The organism is Massilia sp. METH4, assembly GCF_037094685.1.
Classification (GTDB): Bacteria; Pseudomonadota; Gammaproteobacteria; order Burkholderiales; family Burkholderiaceae_D; genus Rugamonas.
Map to the genome: position 1 here is coordinate 3,560,041 of NZ_CP146614.1, position 18,097 is coordinate 3,578,137.

Sequence of the window (18,097 nt, forward strand, 5' to 3'; positions counted from 1 at the left end):
GTACTGCCGGGCTTCTTGCTTTCTGCATGGCGGTTGCTGGGCCGCTGGTTTATGATCGCTCGTTGAGTTTCCTTGAGGAAGCAATAATTTCCCGTGATAATGAACGACACCCAAGCCACGATCGCCAACCCCATTGCCGCAGCGTTGCAGCTGGTCGGCTTGCCCGCGTGCGCATGCGATGCGGCCGGAGCGGTGTTCGCGGTCAATGCCGAGTTCTTGGCATTGCTGGCCGTCGATCCGCGCGGGTCCGCGATGGCGGAGCTGTTCGCGCCGCACGTGCGCGGCGCCGGTGCGGCTGCCCTGGCAGCGGCACTGGCCGGCTCCGAGACGGCTGCGTGGGACAGCTGGGTGATCGCCGCTGCCGGCAGCCATCTCGCCGTCGAGGTCACGGTCAAGCCGTTCCCCGCCACGCTGGCGGGGCGCGGAGCGACCGTCGTATTCCGGGAAATCGCGCAGCACGCCGCCGCGGAAGCCAACCGCAAGGTCTTGTTGGAACAGCAGGCGATCCTGGACAACGCGTCGGTCGGTATCCTGTTCACCAAGAATCAGAGAATGTTGAGCTGTAACCCGCGCATTGCCGAGATGTTCGGCTATGCGACACAGGAAATGATCGGCATGCGGGCCGGCACCGTGTTCCCATCGGCCGAGGTCTACCAGCAGTTCGGCGCCGAGGCCGGGCCGGTGCTGGCCAGCGGTCGGCCGTTCGAAAAGAAGGAATTCCGCTTCCAGCGCAAGGATGGCTCCCTGTTCTGGTGCCGGGTGCGGGCGAGGGCCGTGGACCATGAACACAACGACGGCGGCACCATCTGGATCCTGGAAGACGTAACGGCCTCGCGCCAGAACGACATGGAGACCGAAGCGTTGATGAACAACGCCTCGATCGGCATCCTGTTCACGCGCGATTGCCGGATCACGCGCCACAATCGCGGTTTCCTGGAAATGTTTCGCTACGAAGGCGACGAGGCGCTGGGCCTGCACGGGAGCGCGCTGTATCCGTCGCCCGATTCGTTCGAGGCGCTTGCCGTGGCAGCCACGCCGGTGCTGGCGCTCGCCAGGCCATTCCAGACCGAGGTGGAACTGCGCCGCAAGGACGGTTCCACTTTCTGGGCCCAGCTGATTGCCTACGTGGTCAACCCGGCGGCACCGGACCAGGGCACCATCTGGATCGTCGAGGACCGCACCGAGCACAAGGCGGCCGAGCAATCGCTGCGCAATGCGGCCGATGCCGTGCGTCGGGCCCGCGACGAGCTCGAAGTGCGCGTGCTGGAGCGCACCGCCGAGCTGGCCGGTGCCAATGCGATGCTGCAGGCGGAAATCGTCGAACGCCGGCAAGCCGAGGCGCGCGTGCATCACATGGCTTACCACGACAGCCTGACGGGCTTGCCGAACCGTGCGCTGCTGGCCGACCGGCTCGAGCGAGCCGTGCTGGCGGCGCGGCGCACCGACCGCCGGCTGGCCGTGATGTTCCTGGACCTGGACCGGTTCAAGACGATCAACGATTCGCTGGGCCACCTGACCGGCGACGCCTTGCTCAAGGAAGTGGCGGGCCGCCTGTGCCGCGCGGTGCGCGCCAGCGACACGGTGGCCCGCCTTGGCGGCGACGAGTTCGTGGTGCTCGCCCCGCACATCCGCGACACCGAGGAAGCGGCGCGGGTGGCACAGAAGATCATCGACGCCCTGGCGCTGCCGTTCCCGCTCGACGGCCACACGCTGCACATCACGCCGTCGATCGGCATCTGCGTCTGCCCGGGCGATGGCGACGACGTGGAAACGCTGATGCGCCGTGCCGACACCGCGATGTACCACGCCAAGGCCGCGGGCCGCAACAACTACCAGTTCTTCACGCAGAAGATGAACCAGGCGGCCACGTACTTCGAGCTGGAGAGCTGCCTGCGCAGCGCACTGGCGCAGAGCCAGTTCGAACTGCACTTCCAGCCCATCATCGATACCGGCACGCGCCGCCTGCATTCGCTCGAAGTGCTGCTGCGCTGGCGCCGGCCGGGCCTCGGCCTGGTAGGGCCGGACAAGTTCATTCCCATCCTCGAAGAGAATGGCCTGATCGTGCCCGTGGGGGAGTGGGTGATCCGCCGTGCCTGCGAGCAGATCATGGAGTGGAAACGGCAGGGTTTGCGGCCGGTGCCGCTGGCCGTCAACCTGTCGCCGCGCCAGTTCATGCACAAGGGGCTGGTTCCGGCAATTCGCCGTATCCTCGACGAGACGGCGATCGACCCGGCGCTGCTGGAATTCGAGATCACCGAAACGGCGCTGATGCAGCACGGCGAGCAGACGCTCGATATCCTCGGCCAGATCAACGCGATGGGCATCCGGTTGTCGATCGACGACTTCGGCACCGGTTACTCGAGCCTGGCATACCTGAAGCGCTTCCCCGTCAAGAAGATAAAGATCGACCGCGCCTTCATCAAGGACCTCGAGAACAGCGCCGAGGACCGGGCGATCGTGGCGGCGATCATCGCGCTGTCGGACAGCCTGCAGCTGTCGGTGGTGGCCGAAGGCGTCGAGACGGAAGGGCATTATGCCCTGCTGCGGCGGCAGGGCTGCCAGTTCGCGCAGGGCTACCTGTTCTCGCAGCCGGTGCCGCGGGCGAACGCGGCCAACATGCTCGAGCGCGTGAGCTGATTAGCCTAGTGTCCCGAGTCGGAAATTCGTTTCATAAATTCGACGAGAATCGCCCCGATACTGCGTTGCAAATGCCCGGAAAGGCCCCGGCCTTACCGGACATTTACGCCTTGCCTCGGGACGATTTCGTCAAATTTATAAGCAACGAATTTCTGACTCAGGACACTAGCGTGGCGATGACCGGGGTGTGGTCGGAGGGTTGCTTCCACTTGCGCGGCGTGCGGTCGATCGTGCACGCGGTGCAGCGCGCGGCCAGCGGGGCCGACAGCAGGATGTGATCGATGCGCAGACCCTGGTTCTTCTGGAAGCGCAGCATCCGGTAATCCCACCAGCTATAGGCCTTCTCGGGCTGCTCGAACAGGCGGTAGGCATCGGTCAGGCCCACATCGAGCAGGGCGCGGAAAGCGTCCCGCTCGCGCGGCGACACGTGCACTTCACCTTCCCACACAGTCGGATCGTGCACGTCGCGGTCTTCCGGCGCCACGTTGTAGTCGCCCAGCACCGCCAGGTTCGGGTGGCTCGCCAATTCCGCAGCCAGCCAGTCGCGTAGCGCCGCCATCCACGCCAGCTTGTAGGTGTATTTATCGGAATCGACGGCCTGGCCGTTCGGCACATAGGCACAAACCACGCGCATGCCGCCAATCGTGGCGGCGAGAATGCGTTGCTGCTCGTCGGGATACAAGGGGTTGTTGCGGACGATGTCGGTCATCGGCAGGCGCGACAGGATGGCCACCCCGTTATAAGTCTTCTGCCCGGAGAATTGCACCTGATAACCCGCTTCCTCGATGGCGGCGACGGGGAATTTATCATCAGTAAGTTTTGTTTCTTGGATGCAGATGATGTCGACGGGATTATCTTCGAGCCACTGCAACAGGTGCGGCAAGCGGACATTCAGGGAATTGACGTTCCAGGTGGCGAGTTGCATAGTATTCCTTGTGGGTGTTTCATTTTGGGCGGCATATTACCGCAATGAGTACTCCACAAGTTGCAAAAACCTAATACAATGTACGGAAGTTCAATTGCGCTGCGTCAGCAATTGGAAACAATAAGACTACTCTCAGACGCAACTTCGTTGCAAAATGCGACCACTTTGAAAATTTATTGCAGTTTTTGCCACACAGTTATCTAAATAGTACTAAAATTCGGTTCGCGAAGCCGCGAAAGGGCCATATACTTAGCATGTTCGTTCGCGAACGGCTCATAGCCCCGCTTGGTGCGACCAGGCAGCCTTGCGTTCGACAGCACAAAAAAGCTCCATCGGTGATGTTGTCGTTCGACAATAAGTGGTACTATTGGGAAATGTTGGTTTAAACGTGCAAAGCATTTGTAAAGGAAGAAAATGCGATCTGCATTCGAAGCATGGGCTCAGAAGGACGGGCACATCGTCCGTCGCCGCGAAGACAAGCCAGAAGAATACCTGGTGTATGAAACGCAGCGCCGCTGGCTGATCTGGCAGGCTGCGCTGGAACACGGCAAGACCCCCGCCGGCCGCAAGTCGGTGAAGGATGCCGGTGAAAAGGGCGGCACCCGCACCGCGACACGTCCGCAGGTAATTGCCTCGGACGAAGCCGCCGTGCGCAACCAGGTGCTGAACGAAGTGCTGGATGCATTCTCGGCACTGAAGAGCAAGGACGACACCGCGATGGATGACATCATGCATGTGATCCAGGGCTTGAAGCAGAAGCAGCAGGCCGCCAAGAACGGCGACTGACGGCTCGATGCCAGCCCGGCAGAAGAACCGGACCGGCATGGCGCGCTTGCGCGATGCCGGTCTGGTAGCGGTACGATGACGGCCGGGCTGCACGGCCCGCTTTCACGGCGGGCGCTTTTGCGTCTGCTTGTGCGTCTGTTCTTGTGCTATCGATTCGCCTATCAGGCACAGCCAGCTGAATTGCCAGCCACTGCTTGGGCAAGCAAATTGCCTGCCACCTTGCCAGCCACCTTGCCCATCGCAATGCTGGTCGCGTTGCTGGCCGGCTGTGCAACGCTGACCGAATCGACCGAACAGTATGTGATGGTACAAACCGTGCTCGACTACCAACCGGTAGCCGGGGTCGGCTGCGTCCTGACCAATGATGCCGGGCGCTGGTTCGTCACGTCCCCCGGCCGCGTGCGCATCCGGAAAAGCACAAAGCCGCTGACCGTGGACTGCCGGTCGAACGACGTTCATGTCGTCGACCAGATCAGCCCGAAGCAGAATACCTCGCGCTGGGGCAATATCCTGCTTACGGCGGGCACCGGCCAATTCATCGACCGCTCTACGGGTGCCGGATTCGATTACCCAAGCACGCTGACCGTGCTGTTGCAGCGCGTCCCTCCAGCGCCACCGCCGAAAGCGGCTGCCGCACCCGCGCCACCTCCGCCACCGCCTCCACCACCGCCCAAGCCGGCGGAACCGCCACAGCCACCGGGCGGGTCGGCCATTTATTGAGTATTCCTTCCACACCCGTCGAGCAGGTCGCGCCAGGGCTTACCGAAGCGGAATTGGCCGGCGTGGAGCGTGCCGTGGGCTCGGCCGAGCAGGCCGCGGCCCGGCCGGCCCCTTCGGCGCCCGCGCCGACCGCCTCCGTACAGGCGGCAGGCGCGGCGAACACCCGCAAGGGCATCCTGTGGGCCACCCTGGCACTGGGTCTGTGCGTGTTGGCGGCCATGGCGTGGCAGCTCTGCCGGCAGATGAAATAGGTGTCGCCGGGAGCGCATGGCGCCAATGAAAAACGCCGCCCGGCGCAAACCGGGGCGGCGTTCATGCGGACGGGGCCGATGCGATGATGCTCGCGCTTATGCCCTCGTTTATACCCTATTGATCAGGAAGTTCGTCAGCAGCGGCACGGGGCGGCCGGTAGCGCCCTTGGCGGCGCCCGATTTCCAGGCCGTGCCGGCGATGTCCACGTGCGCCCAAGGATACTTGCGGGTGAAGTTCTCCAGGAACGCGGCGGCCGTGCACGAGGCACCGCCCGGCGTGCCGATATTGGCCAGGTCGGCGAAGTTCGACTTCAGCTGTTCGTTGTACTGCTCGCCGATCGGCAGGCGCCACACGGTGTCGCCGGTGGCGCGGCCGGCCGCGGCGATTTCCTCGGCCAGGGCGTTGTGCACGTCGTCGTCGCGCGTGAACAGGCCGCTGTGGTGGTGGCCCAGCGCCACGATGCAGGCGCCGGTCAGCGTGGCCACGTCGATCACGGCCGCCGGGTTGAAGCGCTCGGCATACGTCAGCGCGTCGCACAGGATCAGGCGCCCCTCGGCGTCGGTGTTCAGCACTTCGATGGTCAGGCCGTTCATCGAGGTCACGATGTCGCCCGGCTTGGTGGCGCGGCCGGAAGGCATGTTCTCGCAGGCCGGCACGATGCCGATCACGTTCAGCTTCAGGCCCATCTCGCCGATCGCGCGGAACGTGCCCAGCACCGACGCGGCGCCGCCCATGTCGTACTTCATTTCGTCCATGCCCGGGCCCGGCTTGATCGAGATGCCGCCCGTGTCGAACGTGATGCCCTTGCCGACCAGGACGATCGGCGCATCCTTCGGCTTGCCGCCCATGTGCTTGAGGACGATGAACTTCGGCGGCTGCTCGCTGCCGTTCGTCACCGACAGGAAGCTGCCCATCTTCAATGCCTCGAGCTGCTTGCGCTCCAGGACTTCCACGTTGAACTTGAACTCCTTGCCCAGGCCCTTGGCCGTCTCGGCCAGGTAGGTCGGCGTGCAGACGTTGGCTGACAGGTTGGCCAGGTCTTTCGTCAGCTGCATGCCATTGGCCACGGCGATCGCCTGCGCCAGCGCCAGTTTGGTGGCGGCATTGTTCGGCACCGCCAGGGCGATTTTCTTCACGCCGCTTGGCGCCGGGTCCTTCTTCGATTTTTGCGCATCGCTGCGATACACGCTGTCTCGCGCGGCGGTCACCACGGCGCGGATCGCCCAGTTGACGTCGCGGTCTTTCACTTCGGCCAGCGGCAGTGCCATAATGGCGTCCGCCGCGCCCAGCGTGGAGAACACTTTCAGTGCGGCCTGCAGGCCGCCCGTGAACGCCTTTTCGGTCACGGCATCGGCATTGCCCAGGCCGACCAGCAGCACGCGCTCGGCCGCCACGCCGTTCAGGCCGCGCAGCAGCAGGGTGGAGCCGGGCTTGCCCGTGATGTCGCCGGACTTCAGCGCATGCGTGATATCCCCGGCGCCGTCGAGGGCCTGGGCCGCCTGCGAAAGCTTCTTGTTTTCGAATACAGCCACTGCGACACAGCCGGTCTTTGCCGACGCGATGCTGTTCTTGGTGTCGAATGCTTTTATGCTAAAGTCCATTTTTGTTCTCCGTAGGTGCGCAGATGTTCGTCTGAATGTCCGTCTCGTGGACGAACACCAAAGCGCGGTAGCTTAACCCAATTGCGTGATCCGGTTGCATCAACCGGTGACATGACTCACTAGCCGAATTATAAGCTTCGAATGATTTTTCAACGCGCCCTGCGGCGTGAGCTGCTCAGCTCCGCCGGGGCAACCTTCACGGTGCTGTTCACCATCATCCTTACGTGGACCCTGATCAGGATCCTTGGCCAGGCCGCCGGCGGCAAGGTCGCCTCGTCCGATGTCATTGCGCTGATCACCTTCACGTCCCTGAACTACCTGCCGCTGATCCTGGCATTGACCAGTTTCATCGCCGTGCTGCTGGTGGTCACCCGCACCTATCGCGATTCCGAAATGGTCGTGTGGTTCGCTTCCGGCCAGAGCCTCACGGCCTGGATCCGCCCGGTGCTGACGTTCGGCTTCCCCATCATCCTCGTCACCGCGGTGCTGGCGTTCTATGCCGGGCCGTGGGCCAAGCAGCAGTATGCCGAGTACGTGGAGCGCTTCGCCAAGCGCGAGGACCTGCAGAAGGTGTCGCCGGGCCAGTTCAAGGAATCGGGTTCGTCCAACCGCATCTTCTTCGTGGAAGGCACGTCGGGCCAGACGGCCTCGGTTCAGAACGTATTCGTCAACCAGGTCGACGCGCGCGGCACGTCCGTCATCGTCGCCAAGGAAGGCGTGATCGAGACGGGCGACAACGGCCAGCGCTATCTCGTGCTGAAGAACGGGCGCCGCTACCAGGGCGAGCCGGGGCAGGCCGACTTCCAGACGATGGAGTTCGAAAGCTACAAGATGCGGGTGGCGCAGCAGGCCGCCAAGCTCGAGACGATCCAGAAGGTCAACGCGATCCCGACCGGGATGCTGCTCACGATCCCCACCAACCAGGCCCGCGCCGAGATGCTGTGGCGTATCTCGGCCCCGATCACCTGCCTGGTGCTCATGCTCCTCGCGATCCCGCTGGGCTTCGTCAACCCCCGCGCCGGCAGCTCGACCAACCTGATCATCGCGATCCTGATCTTCTTCACGTACTACAACCTGACCGAGTTGTTCAAGAAGGCCGTGGAACAGGGGCGGCTGAGCTTCGCGATGGGCTGGTGGCCGCTGCACGTGGCCGCGCTGGCAACCGTTGTGGTGCTGTTCCTGTGGCGCTTGAACGTGAACAGCCGCTGGCACCCCGGCGCGCTGCTGTCGGCGAAAAAGCGCGGCAAGGGGGCGGCATGAGCGTCCTGCAACGCTATTTCACTTCCTCCGTCACCAAGGCCGTGGGTCTGGTGCTGGCGGCGTTCCTGGGCCTGACGGCCTTCATGGACCTGACCAACGAACTGTCGTCCGTCGGCCGCAACGGCTACGCGTTCCAGGATGCGCTGCTGTACGTGCTCGTGATGGTCCCGCAGCACGTGTACGAGGTGATGCCGGTTGCCGCCCTGATCGGTACCATCTATACGATGGCGCAGTTCGCGTCGTCGTCGGAATTCACGATCATGCGCGCGGCCGGCATGTCGACGCGGATGGCAGGCTGGATGCTGTTCAAGATCGGCGTGATTTTCGTCATCGTCACGTTCATCTTCGGCGAACTGATCGCCCCACGCACGGCGCTGATGGCCGAGCGCCTGCACCTGACGGGGCGCGGCACCACGGTTTCGTCGGAGTTCCGTTCCGGCCTGTGGACCAAGGATATCGTGAAGAGCGAAGGCTTGACCGGCACCGTGCAGGGCTCGCGCTTCTTCAATGTGCGCGCGGTGCTGCCGGACAGCAGCCTGGTGGACGTGAAGCTCTATGAATTCGACAACAGCTACCGCCTGCGCACGCTCACGGCGGCGAAAAGCGGCACCTACCAGGGCAACAATGTGTGGCGCCTGCGGGATGTCACGGAAAACCGTTTCATCAACCCGGCGCTGCTGAAGGGCGATGCCAACGCCCAGAACAATTTCGGGCAGGAGACCAGCGCGATCGAAACGCAGCGGCATGCGACCAAGGACCTGGTATCGGAGATCACGCCGAAGATCCTTTCGGTGGCGGCCTCCGACCCGGAGCGCATGTCGGCCAACGAGCTGGCCGTGTACACCCGCCACCTGCAGGAAAACCGCCAGGGTACCGAGCGCTTCAAAATCGCGTTCTGGAAGAAGCTGTTCGATCCGCTGGCGATCTTCGTGCTGATGGCGCTGGCGCTGCCATTCGGCTACCTGCACACCCGCAGCGGCGGCGTGAGCCTGAAGATCTTCATCGGCATCATGATCGGTGTGAGCTTCCTGCTCGTGAATACGCTGTTCTCGCACCTGGGCGTGCTGTCCGACCTGCCGGCCGTCCTGATCGCGGTGATGCCGAGCCTTATTTTCCTCGCCCTGGCGATCGGGGCACTTTACTGGGTGGAGCGACACTAGATGAAACGCGCCTTGATCCTGTTTGCCCATGGCGCCCGTGCCGCCAGCTGGGCCGCGCCGTTCGAACGCCTGCGCGACATCGTGGCCGCGCGCGAGCCGGAAGTCGACGTGTCGCTGGCCTTCCTGGAACTGATGTCGCCCCGCTTGCCGGAGCGCGCCGCCGCGCTGGTGGCGCAGGGAATCACCGACCTGACCGTGGTGCCGGTATTCCTGGGGCAGGGCGGCCATGTGCTGCGCGACCTGCCGCTCATGATCGACCAGCTGCGCGTGGATCATCCACAGCTGGCCGTGCGCGTCGCCGAGGCGGCCGGCGAGAACGCCGCCGTGCTGCAAGCCATTGCCGATTACTGCGTGGGATCGCTGGCCGATGCGTGACGTCGGGCCGATCGCGATTGCCCAGACTGTCGCCGTCAAGGGCGATATCGCCGCCAACTTGGCCCGCCATGGGGCGCTGGCGCAGATCGCGGCTGGCGAAGGCGCCCGGCTGGTGCTGTTTCCCGAGCTCGCGTTGACCGGCTATGAACCCGGGCTGGCCGCCGGGCTGGCGCTCGAGGCCGGCGATGCGCGGCTGGCGCCCTTGAGGGAGGCCGCCGTCGGGAACGGTATCGTGATCGTCACGGGCGCGCCGCTGAAAACCGCCGGCTTGCCGCTGATTGCCGCGCTGTCGTTCCTGCCGGACGGCGCGACGCAGGTTTATACGAAGCAGTGCCTGCACGCGGGCGAGGAGAGCGCGTTTGCGCCCGGCGACGGCGGTGTGGCCCTGTCGCTGGACGATGTGCATATCGCACTGGCGGTGTGTGCCGATACCACGCGCCGCGAGCACGTGGCGGCCGCCGCGCGCGGTGGCGCGGGGCTGTACGCGGCCAGCATGCTGATATCGGAGAACGGCTATGCACAGGATGCGGCCATGCTGGCCGGCTATGCGCGCGAGCTGCGCATGCCTGTGGCGATGGCCAATCACGGCGGCCCGACGGGCGGCTGGGCCAGCGCGGGACGCAGCGCATTGTGGGATGAAGATGGCAATGTGGTGATTGCCGCCGAGGGTGCGGGTGAATGCTTGTTGCTCGCCTGGCGCGATCGCCATGGCTGGCGGGCGCGCACTATCGGCGAGCACTCCTGAGCATCAATCGAACGGCGGCGGTTTGCTTGCCTCGTGCTCGCCCATCGACTGGGCCAATGTGCCAGGGGGACAGTTCTCGTCAATGTTCGGTCACGTTGGCCCGGGCATGCGCCACCATCGCCTTGATGGTCGCTCCCGGCGTTTCGAACTCGCGCTCGACCGCGTCGCGCAACGCGTCGGACTTCAGGTCGTCGAGCGCGGCGCGCGACACCTGCTCGGCCAGCTCCTCTTCATCCTGGCGGTGCAGCACTTCGACCACGAGCCGCACTTCCTTCGTGTAGTTCAGCACGAACGACAACAGGGCAGGGGCGGACGACGTGCCGCCGGTCTTCACCAGCTCTTCCGTGTAGGCGTTCAGGCTGGCGGCCAGCGCGGCCACGCGCGCCGCCGGGTCGCCCAGGTGGCGCCGTGCCAGCGTGAAGTCTTCGGCGGCCACCAGGGCAGGCAAAGCGAAATCGGCGCATTGCGCCGCCAGCGCCGGCATCTGGATATCCATGCGCACGAACAGGTCGTGCGTGGCCTTTTCCTCGCCCAGGGCGCTGTTGATGGCCACGATGTCGCGAAACAGGTCGCGCGATTCGCCGCCGTTCAGCATGCGCGCCGTGTCGCGGTCGCGCAAGCCTTGCAGCGCACGGCGAGCGAGCGGGAATTGCTCGGCGAGGTAAATCCAGTCGCGCAGCGCGAACGACAGGCGCACGCCGGCGAGGCTGGGCTCGACGGCGAGCGCGTTTTCATGAAACCACAGATGGTCGCGCAGCGCGTCCTCGTACCGGCCCTCCAGCCGCGCGGTGCGCGCCCGTTCCAGAACGTCGTGTGCTTGTCCCATGCTGCCTCTCCCATTCTTGCAAAAGGAGATATTTTATCAGTGCAGAATACACTGGATGTGCAGGATGTGCTGGATGTGCTCGATCTGCTAGACGCGCTTGTTGCGCTTGAGCCAGAGCGGCACCATCCACCAGACGCCAGCGACGATCGTCCCGATCACCGTGGCCACGAGCAGCCCGATCTTGTGGCCGAACACTTCGGAAACGACGAGGTTCGTGCCCAGCACCAGGGCGATGCCGAGGGCGATCGAGCCGGCGACGATCTGCCGCGTGGCATAGCGCTTGAAACGCTCGCGGTCCATCAAGGGGCGCATCACGCGATGCTGCACGGCGGGACCCGACAGCAGGATCAGGCTGCTGAGCGCGAAGAACAGGGTGGCCAGGAACACGTACTTTTCCGATTGCACGATGTTCCGGAAACCGCCGTTGAAGGGCAGGATGATCAGGAATGCGGCCAGCGTTTGCGCACCGGGCAGCACGATGCGCATCTCGCTCAGCATGTCGGAGAAGTCACCGTCTTCGGGCAGGTCGGCTTCGTCGGGGACGTCGCCTTTATTCGGTTGTCTGGGATCGACTTTCATATCGGGGGCTCTTCTCGCACATTATAGGAAGAACACCACGGGCATGGCGCCCGTTACCCAGCCATTGCACTGCGCCGACAAGGGAAGCGCGAAAGCGAAAGCGGTAGCGGTATCAGTATCAGCTCTGCTGCAGGGGCCGCGCTTCCATGGCCTCGCCCACCATCACCAGCACGGGGCCGTGCGGCGAACCAAGGCCGTGCGCGAGCTTGTCCAGGGTGATGCGTTCGATGCGCTGGTCGGGGCGGCTGACATTTTCCAGCACCAGCACCGGCGTATCCGGACGCCGGCCCTGCAGCAGCAGCCGCTGTGCGGTGGCGATCGCTTCGCGCCCGCCCATGTACTGCACCAGCGTGTCCGTCGACGGAATGCCGGACAGGTCGTCCTCGTCGGGCGCGGTGCTCGATGTAAAGAAGGCGACGCTGCGCGCCACGCCCCGCTTGGTGAGCGGCTGCTTGGCGGCCGCCGCGGCCGCGACGGCCGTGGTAATGCCGGGTACCACCTCGACTTCGATGCCCGCTGCTTCCAGCGCCGTCAATTCCTCGTCGGCGCGGCCGAACAGCATCGGATCGCCGCCCTTCAGGCGCACCACGCGCGCATATTTCTGCGCGCATTCGATCAGCTGCTGGTTGATGAAGTCTTGTGCCGCCGAGCGCTGGCCGGCGCGCTTGCCCACGGAAACCAGGTCGGCCTGCGGGCACAGGGCCAGCATTTCCGGCGTCACCAGCGCGTCGTAGAGCACCACGTCGGCCTCGCCCAGCAGGCGGGCGCCGCGCACGGTGATCAGGTCCGCGGCGCCGGGACCGGCGCCCACCAAAAAGACTTTTCCGACTGCTGGCAAATCGTGCTCCCGCGCTGGCTCTTGCTATTTGAAGGTTACCCGTCGAGGCGCGCGAATTAAGGCTGATCCTGAAGCCGGATCATTCCGGCCGCGACGGTCTGGTGCGTGACTTCATCGATCAGGATGAAGGCGCCGGTCGCGCGGATGTCGGCATAGGCATCGGCGGCCAGCGGCTGCTGCACGGTCAACGCAATGCGTGCCACGTCGTTCAGCTTCAGCGCATCGGCATCGTGACGCTGCTGCGTGTTGATGTCAAGGATCGAGTCGATCTTCGTGACCTTGGCGGCGGTCTGCTTGGTGCCGTGCTTGAGCCAGTACTTGCGGCGCAGGTCCAGCGGTTCCTCGGACAGCCAGCACACGTCGGCATTGACCTGCTTCAGCAGCGTTGCCGGCTTTTCGGAAGAGGCCAGCACGTCGCCGCGCGACACGTCCACGTATTCGTTCAGCACGATGGTCACCGACTGGCCCGCCGTCGCGGTCTGCAGCGAACCGTCGAAGGTGACGATTTCCTTCACCGTGGCGGCCTGGCCCGAGGGCTGCACCACCAGCTGGTCGCCCACCGACACCTTGCCGGCTTCGATACGGCCCATGTAGCCGCGGAAGTCGTTCGCCTCGTGGCCGTTGTGGCGAGCCACCAGCTGCACGGGGAAGCGGAACGGCGCGTCGTGCGATTCGTCGTACACGGACAGCGATTCGAGCAGCTCGATCAAGGTCGGGCCCTGGTACCACGCCATGTTGGCGCTCTTCTCGACGACGTTGTCGCCGGTCAGCGCCGACAGCGGAATGGCCGTGATGTCCTTCAGGCCCAGCGTCTGCGCGAATTCCTGGTAAGCCTTGACGATGCGCTCGTACACGTCCTGGTCGTAGTTCACCAGGTCCATCTTGTTGACGGCCACCACCACGTGCTCGATCTGCAGCAGGTGGGCGATGGTCGAATGGCGCTTGGTCTGGATCAGCAAGTCGACGCCGCCATCCTCGCGCAGCTTTACCTTCGACACGTCGACGAGGATGATCACCGCGTCGGCGGTCGAAGCGCCCGTCACCATGTTGCGGGTGTACTGCTCGTGGCCCGGCGTGTCGGCGATGATGAACTTGCGCTTCGGCGTGGCGAAATAACGGTAGGCCACGTCGATCGTGATGCCCTGTTCGCGTTCCGCTTCCAGGCCGTCCGTCAGCAGCGACAGGTCGATGGTGTCGCCCACGGTGCGCTTGTGCTTGGCGCGCGACACGGCGGCCAGCTGGTCGGCGAAGATGCCCTTGCTGTCGAACAGCAGGCGGCCGATCAGCGTGGATTTGCCGTCGTCGACGGAACCGGCCGTGATGAAGCGGAGCAGGCTATGTTGGGACAGGTTTTCGTTCATGGCGTTCATCAGAAGTATCCGGCTTTCTTGCGTTTTTCCATCGAGGCTTCGGAGGTCTGGTCATCCATCCGCGTCGCGCCCCGTTCGGTGACCTGGGTGACGGCCGTCTCGGCGATGATCGCTTCCACGTCGGCAGCGTCGGAAGAAACCGGGCAGGTGCACGAGATGTCGCCCACGGTGCGGAAACGCACCACCTGCGTTTCCACGGTTTCGCCGTCGCGGGCCGGGGTCAGGTCGGTCAGCGGCACCAGCAGGCCGTTGCGCGGGATCACCTGGCGCTCGTGCGCGAAGTAGATCGACGGCAGCGCCAGTTTTTCGCGGGCGATGTACTGCCACACGTCCAGTTCCGTCCAGTTCGAGATCGGGAACACGCGCATGTTCTCGCCCGGGTGCACGCGGGTGTTATACAGGTCCCACAGTTCCGGGCGCTGGGCCTTCGGGTCCCACTGGCCGAATTCGTCGCGGAACGAAAAGATGCGTTCCTTGGCACGGGCTTTTTCCTCGTCGCGGCGGGCGCCGCCGATGCAGGCGTCGAAGCCGTGTTCGGCGATCGTTTCCAGCAGCGTGACGGCTTGCGCGGCATTGCGCGAATCCGTTTGCGGGTTACGCAGGCGCACGGTGCCCTTGCGAATCGATTCCTCCACGGAGCCGACGATCAGGCGCTCGCCCAGTTCGGCAACGCGGCGGTCGCGGAATTCGATCACTTCCGGGAAGTTGTGGCCGGTATCCACGTGCACCAGCGGGAACGGGAATTTGCCGGGACGGAAGGCCTTTTCGGCCAGGCGCAGCAGCACCACCGAATCCTTGCCGCCGGAGAAGAGCAGGGCGGGATTGGAGCATTCCGCGGCCACTTCGCGCAGGATGTGGATCGCTTCGGATTCGAGGGCATCGAGGTGGCGGGAATTCACGTCCCCCAGCCCGGTGATCTGATTGTCTGCCAGTGCGTTCATGTTTGTTCTCGTATGGTGGCGGCGCTCGGTGATGTTACGCCGCCACGGATTTGATTCGAATGAGCTTGCCGTCCACGACGTGCAGCCCGCATTCCTTCGATTCGGGGTTCTCCCACCACCACCGGCCGGCGCGGACGTCCTCGCCGGGCTGGATCGCGCGGGTGCACGGCTCGCAGCCGATCGACGGGAAGCCCTGGTCGTGCAGCGCATTGGTCGGCACGCCGTTGGCGCGCAGGTATTCCCACACGTCTTCCTCGGACCAGTCGGCCAGCGGGTTGAACTTGTCCATCAGGTGCGCGGGATCGTCCTCGTGCACCTGCAACGAGGAGCGGGTGTTCGATTGCGCGCGGCGCTGGCCGGTGATCCAGGCCTTGTTGCCCGCGAGGGCGCGGCCCAGCGGTTCGACCTTGCGGATGCGGCAGCATTCCTTGCGCATCTCCACGCTGTCGTAGAAGGCGTTCAGGCCGTTCTGCGCCACGTACTGGTCCACCGCATCCTGCTCCGGGCGGAACAGCGCGATGTCATAACCGTAGTGCTCCTTGACGCGCTCCACCATTGCCAGCGTTTCCTTGTGCAGGCGGCCCGTCTCCAGAGAGAAGATGCCGATCGGCAGCTTGTCCTTCAGGATCAGGTCCGTCAGCACCATGTCCTCGGCGGCGAGGCTGGAGGCGAACACGGCTGGCGTGTACTCGCGTGCGATCAGCTCCAGAGTCTGCCTGGTGGACGCAACGAGAGAATCGAGCTTGCTCATGTATGGTTTCCTCAGATGCCGGCGCCGACGTCGTTGTGCTCGCGCACTTCGACGGCGCGGGCATGGCGGCGGAACAGCGGGCGCTTGTCGTCCACCGATGCCTGGTAGGTTTCGGAGAACACGGTCAAGCCTTTCAGCGCATCCTCGATGCTGCGGTCAGGGCGCGGCGCATAGGCGTCGAAGCCCGTGCGCTTCATCTGGAACAACTGGTCGCGCAGCACGTCGCCGATGGCGCGCAGCTCGCCCGTATAGCCAAGGCGCATGCGCAGGTTGTAGGCGATCGAGTAGCCGCGGCCGTCGGTGAACTTTGGGAAATTCACGGCCACCACGGAGAATTTGTCCAGCTCGCCCTTCAGTTCCTCGGGGCGCTCGTCCGATTGCAGCCACACGCCGATTTCCGGACGCGCTGCCAGCGTTTCCTTCTGCGCCTGCCATACCTTCAGCGGCACGATGACTTTGCCGGTCGCCACTTCCACCGATGCGGGTTCCTGGCCTTCCTCGAGGCGCAGGACGGTCCAGTCGTCGGCAACGATCTGGTTACCTTTAATAACGCGGTTGGCAAATTCGTTAGGCATATTCGTCTTCTCCTACCAGGCGGCCCGGTTCATTGATGGGTGTTGCATACACATGTTCCTTGAACGGGGCGATCCCGATGCGCTGCACGGTGTCGACGAATTTCTCGTCCGGCGTGCGTTCGCGCAGGTACACCTGCAGCAGGCGGTCGATCACTTCCGGCATCTGGTGCGCGGAGAACGACGGGCCGATGATCTTGCCGATGGCGGCGTTATTGCCCTGCGCGCCGCCGATCGACACCTGATACCATTCGCTGCCATCCTTGTCGACGCCCAGCACGCCGATATTGCCCACGTGGTGGTGGCCGCAGGCGTTGATGCAGCCCGAGATATTCAGTTCGATGTCGCCGATATCGTGCAGGAAGTCCAGGTGGTCGAAGCGTTCCGCGATGGCGGCCGAGATCGGGATCGATTTCGCGTTCGCCAGCGAGCAGAAGTCGCCCCCCGGGCAGCAGATGATGTCCGTCAAGAGGCCAATGTTCGGCGTGGCCAGGCCATGGGCCTTCACTTCCTGCCACAGGGCGAAGAGCTGCGACTGCTTCACGTCCGCCAGCACGATGTTCTGCTCGTGCGTCACGCGCAGTTCGCCGAAGCTGTAGCGGTCGGCCAGGTCGGCCATGAAGTCCATCTGTTCGGCCGTGGCGTCGCCCGGCGGCACGCCGGTCTTCTTCAGCGACAGCAGCACGGCCGCGTAGCCGGGCTGCTTGTGCGGCTTGACGTTGCGGTTCAGCCAGTTGGCGAACGCCTTGTTGTCCTCATGGCCGGCGCGCGGGTCGATCGCTTCGAGCTGCTCGTACGGATGCGGCTGGAAGTAGGCGATGACGCGTTCCATCTCTTCCAGCGTCAGCGTCTCGGCATTGCCCTTCAGGTCCGCCCATTCCTCTTCGACCTGGCGCGTGAATTCCTCGGCGCCGATGGCCTTCAGCAGGATCTTGATGCGGGCCTTGTACTTGTTGTCGCGGCGGCCGTACTGGTTGTAGACGCGCATGATCGCTTCCACGTACGTCAGCAGGTGTTCGCGCGGCAGGAATTCGCGGATCGTCGTGCCGATGATCGGGGTACGGCCCATGCCGCCGCCGACCATCACCTTGAAGCCGATCTCGCCGGCATCGTTCTTCACCACCGTCAGGCCGATGTCGTGGATCGCGATCGCGGCGCGGTCTTCCACGGCGCCGTTGATCGCCACCTTGAACTTGCGGGGCAGGGCGATGAACTCGGGGTGGAACGTGGACCACTGGCGCAGCACTTCGGCATACGGGCGCGGATCGATGATCTCGTCGGCGGCCACGCCGGCGAATTCGTCCGAAGTCACGTTGCGGATGCAGTTGCCCGAGGTCTGGATGGCGTGCATCTCGACCGAAGCCAGGTCGGCCAGGATGTCCGGCGTCTGTTCCAGCTCGATCCAGTTGAACTGGATGTTCTGGCGCGTGGTGAAGTGGCCATAGCCGCGGTCGTACTTGCGGGCGATATGGGCGAACATGCGCATCTGCTTCGAGGACAGCAGGCCGTAGGGCACGGCGATCCGCAGCATGTAGGCATGGCGCTGCATGTACAGGCCGTTCTGCAAGCGCAGCGGCAGGAATTCTTCTTCGGTCAACTCACCGGACAGGCGGCGCTGCACCTGGTCGCGGTACTGCGCGATGCGTTCCCGCACGATGAGATGGTCGTATTGATCGTATTGGTACATAGCGTTCCTATAGTCGCAAGCCGGGGACTTGCCGGCAGGTCGTCCCCAAGGTAGGCGTTATCGTAATAAACT

The 18,097-nt window shown here is 64.3% G+C and carries 18 protein-coding genes; 8 read left to right on the forward strand and 10 right to left on the reverse strand.

Annotated features, from left to right (window positions below):
- Nucleotides 1–99 precede the first annotated feature (99 nt).
- The gene (locus V6Z91_RS15605; protein WP_338758474.1) at nucleotides 100–2,637 is read left to right on the forward strand and encodes an EAL domain-containing protein; all 2,538 of its coding nucleotides are present in this window, start codon (nucleotides 100–102) and stop codon (nucleotides 2,635–2,637) included.
- Between the two features lie 157 nt (nucleotides 2,638–2,794).
- On the opposite strand, the gene V6Z91_RS15610 is transcribed toward V6Z91_RS15605, so the two are convergent.
- Complete coding sequence (locus V6Z91_RS15610) at nucleotides 2,795–3,562, reverse strand: exodeoxyribonuclease III (protein WP_338758475.1); 768 nt, start codon at nucleotides 3,560–3,562, stop codon at nucleotides 2,795–2,797.
- Between the two features lie 414 nt (nucleotides 3,563–3,976).
- Here V6Z91_RS15610 and V6Z91_RS15615 point away from each other — a divergent pair, with 414 nt between their 5' ends.
- The 3 genes from V6Z91_RS15615 (at nucleotide 3,977) to V6Z91_RS15625 (ending at nucleotide 5,319) form a co-directional block, all read left to right on the forward strand.
- Nucleotides 3,977–4,348: a hypothetical protein gene (locus V6Z91_RS15615; protein ID WP_338758476.1), complete on the forward strand. Its 372-nt coding sequence runs from the start codon at nucleotides 3,977–3,979 to the stop codon at nucleotides 4,346–4,348.
- 75 nt (nucleotides 4,349–4,423) lie between these two features.
- A complete protein-coding gene (locus V6Z91_RS15620) occupies nucleotides 4,424–5,068 on the forward strand; it encodes a hypothetical protein (RefSeq protein ID WP_338758478.1) in 645 nt (214 codons plus the stop codon).
- A complete protein-coding gene (locus tag V6Z91_RS15625; protein ID WP_338758479.1) occupies nucleotides 5,065–5,319 on the forward strand; it encodes a hypothetical protein in 255 nt (84 codons plus the stop codon). Before V6Z91_RS15620 ends, V6Z91_RS15625 begins: the two co-directional genes overlap by 4 nt.
- Nucleotides 5,320–5,427: 108 nt before the next feature.
- On the opposite strand, the gene V6Z91_RS15630 is transcribed toward V6Z91_RS15625, so the two are convergent.
- Nucleotides 5,428–6,921 carry a leucyl aminopeptidase gene (locus V6Z91_RS15630; protein ID WP_338758480.1) on the reverse strand — a complete coding sequence of 498 codons (1,494 nt, stop codon included), beginning with the start codon at nucleotides 6,919–6,921 and terminating at the stop codon, nucleotides 5,428–5,430.
- Between the two features lie 141 nt (nucleotides 6,922–7,062).
- Between V6Z91_RS15630 and lptF the strand changes: the two genes are divergently transcribed.
- Genes lptF through V6Z91_RS15650 form a run of 4 tightly spaced genes read left to right on the forward strand, consistent with a single transcriptional unit; the run spans nucleotide 7,063 to nucleotide 10,461 of the window.
- On the forward strand, nucleotides 7,063–8,181 hold the full coding sequence (gene lptF / locus V6Z91_RS15635) for an LPS export ABC transporter permease LptF (RefSeq protein WP_338758481.1): 1,119 nt from the start codon (nucleotides 7,063–7,065) through the stop codon (nucleotides 8,179–8,181).
- Nucleotides 8,178–9,341 carry an LPS export ABC transporter permease LptG gene (lptG, locus tag V6Z91_RS15640; RefSeq protein WP_338758482.1) on the forward strand — a complete coding sequence of 388 codons (1,164 nt, stop codon included), beginning with the start codon at nucleotides 8,178–8,180 and terminating at the stop codon, nucleotides 9,339–9,341. The genes lptF and lptG overlap by 4 nt, the downstream gene beginning before the upstream one ends.
- Complete coding sequence (locus V6Z91_RS15645; RefSeq protein ID WP_338758483.1) at nucleotides 9,342–9,716, forward strand: CbiX/SirB N-terminal domain-containing protein; 375 nt, start codon at nucleotides 9,342–9,344, stop codon at nucleotides 9,714–9,716.
- Nucleotides 9,709–10,461 carry a carbon-nitrogen hydrolase family protein gene (locus V6Z91_RS15650; protein WP_338758485.1) on the forward strand — a complete coding sequence of 251 codons (753 nt, stop codon included), beginning with the start codon at nucleotides 9,709–9,711 and terminating at the stop codon, nucleotides 10,459–10,461. Before V6Z91_RS15645 ends, V6Z91_RS15650 begins: the two co-directional genes overlap by 8 nt.
- 79 nt (nucleotides 10,462–10,540) lie before the next feature.
- On the opposite strand, the gene V6Z91_RS15655 is transcribed toward V6Z91_RS15650, so the two are convergent.
- From V6Z91_RS15655 to V6Z91_RS15690, 8 genes are all read right to left on the reverse strand, one after another.
- Nucleotides 10,541–11,287, reverse strand: coding sequence for a hypothetical protein (locus V6Z91_RS15655; protein WP_338758487.1), 747 nt, complete (start codon nucleotides 11,285–11,287; stop codon nucleotides 10,541–10,543).
- A gap of 87 nt (nucleotides 11,288–11,374) precedes the next feature.
- On the reverse strand, nucleotides 11,375–11,866 hold the full coding sequence (locus tag V6Z91_RS15660) for a DUF6328 family protein (RefSeq protein ID WP_338758488.1): 492 nt from the start codon (nucleotides 11,864–11,866) through the stop codon (nucleotides 11,375–11,377).
- Between the two features lie 118 nt (nucleotides 11,867–11,984).
- Nucleotides 11,985–12,704, reverse strand: a complete 720-nt coding sequence (gene cobA, locus V6Z91_RS15665; RefSeq protein ID WP_338758489.1) for a uroporphyrinogen-III C-methyltransferase — start codon at nucleotides 12,702–12,704, stop codon at nucleotides 11,985–11,987.
- Nucleotides 12,705–12,760: 56 nt separating this feature from the next.
- Complete coding sequence (locus V6Z91_RS15670) at nucleotides 12,761–14,074, reverse strand: sulfate adenylyltransferase subunit 1 (RefSeq protein ID WP_338758490.1); 1,314 nt, start codon at nucleotides 14,072–14,074, stop codon at nucleotides 12,761–12,763.
- The gene (gene cysD / locus V6Z91_RS15675) at nucleotides 14,074–15,015 is read right to left on the reverse strand and encodes a sulfate adenylyltransferase subunit CysD (RefSeq protein WP_338758492.1); all 942 of its coding nucleotides are present in this window, start codon (nucleotides 15,013–15,015) and stop codon (nucleotides 14,074–14,076) included. The genes V6Z91_RS15670 and cysD overlap by 1 nt, the downstream gene beginning before the upstream one ends.
- 34 nt (nucleotides 15,016–15,049) lie before the next feature.
- The gene (locus V6Z91_RS15680) at nucleotides 15,050–15,766 is read right to left on the reverse strand and encodes a phosphoadenylyl-sulfate reductase (RefSeq protein ID WP_338758494.1); all 717 of its coding nucleotides are present in this window, start codon (nucleotides 15,764–15,766) and stop codon (nucleotides 15,050–15,052) included.
- An 11-nt stretch (nucleotides 15,767–15,777) separates the two neighbouring features.
- On the reverse strand, nucleotides 15,778–16,341 hold the full coding sequence (locus V6Z91_RS15685) for a DUF934 domain-containing protein (protein WP_338758495.1): 564 nt from the start codon (nucleotides 16,339–16,341) through the stop codon (nucleotides 15,778–15,780).
- Nucleotides 16,334–18,025: a nitrite/sulfite reductase gene (locus V6Z91_RS15690; RefSeq protein ID WP_338758496.1), complete on the reverse strand. Its 1,692-nt coding sequence runs from the start codon at nucleotides 18,023–18,025 to the stop codon at nucleotides 16,334–16,336. Before V6Z91_RS15690 ends, V6Z91_RS15685 begins: the two co-directional genes overlap by 8 nt.
- Nucleotides 18,026–18,097: the final 72 nt, after the last annotated feature.

Coding starts and splice junctions, on each gene's coding strand:
- V6Z91_RS15690 (WP_338758496.1), bottom strand. CDS start 18,025: ATGTACCAATACGATCAATACGACCATCTCATCGTGCGGGAACGCATC.
- cysD (WP_338758492.1), bottom strand. CDS start 15,015: ATGAACGCACTGGCAGACAATCAGATCACCGGGCTGGGGGACGTGAAT.
- V6Z91_RS15605 (WP_338758474.1), top strand. CDS start 100: ATGAACGACACCCAAGCCACGATCGCCAACCCCATTGCCGCAGCGTTG.
- V6Z91_RS15660 (WP_338758488.1), bottom strand. CDS start 11,866: ATGAAAGTCGATCCCAGACAACCGAATAAAGGCGACGTCCCCGACGAA.
- V6Z91_RS15620 (WP_338758478.1), top strand. CDS start 4,424: ATGACGGCCGGGCTGCACGGCCCGCTTTCACGGCGGGCGCTTTTGCGT.
- V6Z91_RS15610 (WP_338758475.1), bottom strand. CDS start 3,562: ATGCAACTCGCCACCTGGAACGTCAATTCCCTGAATGTCCGCTTGCCG.
- V6Z91_RS15630 (WP_338758480.1), bottom strand. CDS start 6,921: ATGGACTTTAGCATAAAAGCATTCGACACCAAGAACAGCATCGCGTCG.
- V6Z91_RS15680 (WP_338758494.1), bottom strand. CDS start 15,766: ATGAGCAAGCTCGATTCTCTCGTTGCGTCCACCAGGCAGACTCTGGAG.
- lptF (WP_338758481.1), top strand. CDS start 7,063: ATGATTTTTCAACGCGCCCTGCGGCGTGAGCTGCTCAGCTCCGCCGGG.
- V6Z91_RS15685 (WP_338758495.1), bottom strand. CDS start 16,341: ATGCCTAACGAATTTGCCAACCGCGTTATTAAAGGTAACCAGATCGTT.
- lptG (WP_338758482.1), top strand. CDS start 8,178: ATGAGCGTCCTGCAACGCTATTTCACTTCCTCCGTCACCAAGGCCGTG.
- V6Z91_RS15670 (WP_338758490.1), bottom strand. CDS start 14,074: ATGAACGCCATGAACGAAAACCTGTCCCAACATAGCCTGCTCCGCTTC.
- V6Z91_RS15655 (WP_338758487.1), bottom strand. CDS start 11,287: ATGGGACAAGCACACGACGTTCTGGAACGGGCGCGCACCGCGCGGCTG.
- V6Z91_RS15615 (WP_338758476.1), top strand. CDS start 3,977: ATGCGATCTGCATTCGAAGCATGGGCTCAGAAGGACGGGCACATCGTC.
- V6Z91_RS15645 (WP_338758483.1), top strand. CDS start 9,342: ATGAAACGCGCCTTGATCCTGTTTGCCCATGGCGCCCGTGCCGCCAGC.
- V6Z91_RS15650 (WP_338758485.1), top strand. CDS start 9,709: ATGCGTGACGTCGGGCCGATCGCGATTGCCCAGACTGTCGCCGTCAAG.